Below are 1,489 nucleotides of genomic sequence, written 5' to 3' on the forward strand. Positions count from 1 at the left end.
GCCGCCTCTACGAGCGCACCAGTGTCATCATCACAACCAGTCTGAGATTCAGTGAATGGGGAGATGTCTTTGGTGACCCGAAGATGACAACGGCGCTCCTCGATCGGCTGACCCATCACTGTCATATTCTCGAGATAGGAAATGACAGCTACAGGTTCCGCGCCAGCACTGCCGCGTCAAAAAACAGAAAGGACAGATCCCCTTCTTGACCGCCTGCATGACTATGCCTGAGAGAGCATCTGGCTGGGTCAGTTCCTGAGGAAAAACCCAGGTCAGTTCTCAGTGAAAATCAACACCGACGCCCTTATGACTTCCGGCCAGAGCCCGCCATCCAAGGAGTCGCGCCGGATCACCAAACCCTGGCGCCTGGAAATGAAGGCCAGACTGCACCAGAATGGACGCTCGTCGCCCTCGCATACAATTGCCGCAGGATCACGCGACTGAAGGCCGCATAAACGCCATCGCCTCCGTCACTCATTCACTACGGCAGAGCCTAACCCGACAGCCTGCTAGGACTTGACTTTATTTTACCCTAATCGATTTACGTAATAGTTTCATGACGAGCGGGTGCTCGTATAACACACCCGCACAGGTGTCATTAAAATAATATGTATATATTAATTATTGCACTAAAATATATCGTCGTATCCGTATTGTTAAATAAAATCCGATTATAAGTAGTAAGAGAGTGATCCAGCAGTCATAAAATATATCATAGTGGGCATGTGCGTTTAGACCAAACTGTCCTTCCCGGATCATTTCTATATTGTCGACACTCGGGGAAATCATCATGTACCATCTATATTTGGGCGGAAGCCAATCTACCATGGAAAACGCCCCGGTAAATGGCAGAGAAAGATAACTCAGAACGCCGACGGCCTTTTCAACCAGATCAGATATTTCACTTAAAGAGGCAAAAATCATGGCGATTGCTATACACAGCAGCATATGGAACGCCATGCCTAAATATATCATACCATAATATTGGGGAGGCTTCATGAAACCGGTAAATATTGTCCCACACGTGACAATCACCCCTGCCATCAGGGTGCCGGTTATTTCCAGAAACGTTCGAGCCAAGATAATCGATGCTGGCGTAACCTGACGGTGAAACAATAAACTGCCGTTAGCTTCAAAGGCCTTGACGGAATGACCTAAACAGTGCCGCCACATGGTAAGAGGAATATAGCCGGTCACCACGATTGCTGTCATAGGCAGGCCATGTTCATGTGAGGGACGTATCGCTGTCCACAAGATGATAACGCCCGTACAAAATAGAACAGGCTCCCCCAAGACCCATAAGAAGCCAAGATTTTCTCGACCGTAACGTGTATGGATTTCACGCATCATCAATGCATAAATGACCTGGAGGGATCGAAGAACCGTCAATTGATGTGCGTGGCCCGTGATTTCTGGCTTTTGGCGATTTGATTGACGGTTTTTGCGCTGGCATCCGGTCTGCGTTTTGAGCAGATTGGGCGCTGTTATC

At 48.4% G+C, this 1,489-nt stretch carries 2 protein-coding genes and 1 pseudogene; 2 read left to right on the forward strand and 1 reads right to left on the reverse strand.

Features of this window, described 5'->3' with window-relative positions; all coding sequences use genetic code 11:
• Positions 1-209: ATP-binding protein (locus ACBR42_RS17000; RefSeq protein ID WP_371208822.1), on the forward strand; the 209-nt coding region annotated here is incomplete at its 5' end.
• A gap of 57 nt (positions 210-266) precedes the next feature.
• A pseudogene (locus ACBR42_RS17005) lies at positions 267-455 on the forward strand (IS5/IS1182 family transposase); the annotation flags it as partial.
• A gap of 166 nt (positions 456-621) precedes the next feature.
• Here the strand turns inward: ACBR42_RS17005 and ACBR42_RS17010 are convergent.
• Positions 622-1,350: an ABC transporter permease gene (locus ACBR42_RS17010; RefSeq protein ID WP_371208823.1), complete on the reverse strand. Its 729-nt coding sequence runs from the start codon at positions 1,348-1,350 to the stop codon at positions 622-624.
• Positions 1,351-1,489 lie beyond the last annotated feature (139 nt).

Origin of the sequence: Komagataeibacter sp. SM21 (assembly GCF_041402665.1) — a bacterium.
Lineage (GTDB): Bacteria > Pseudomonadota > Alphaproteobacteria > Acetobacterales > Acetobacteraceae > Komagataeibacter > Komagataeibacter saccharivorans.

What these genes read in the sequence shown, in the direction of transcription:
- ACBR42_RS17010 (WP_371208823.1), bottom strand. Translation starts at nt 1,350, where the DNA reads ATGATGCGTGAAATCCATACACGTTACGGTCGAGAAAATCTTGGCTTC.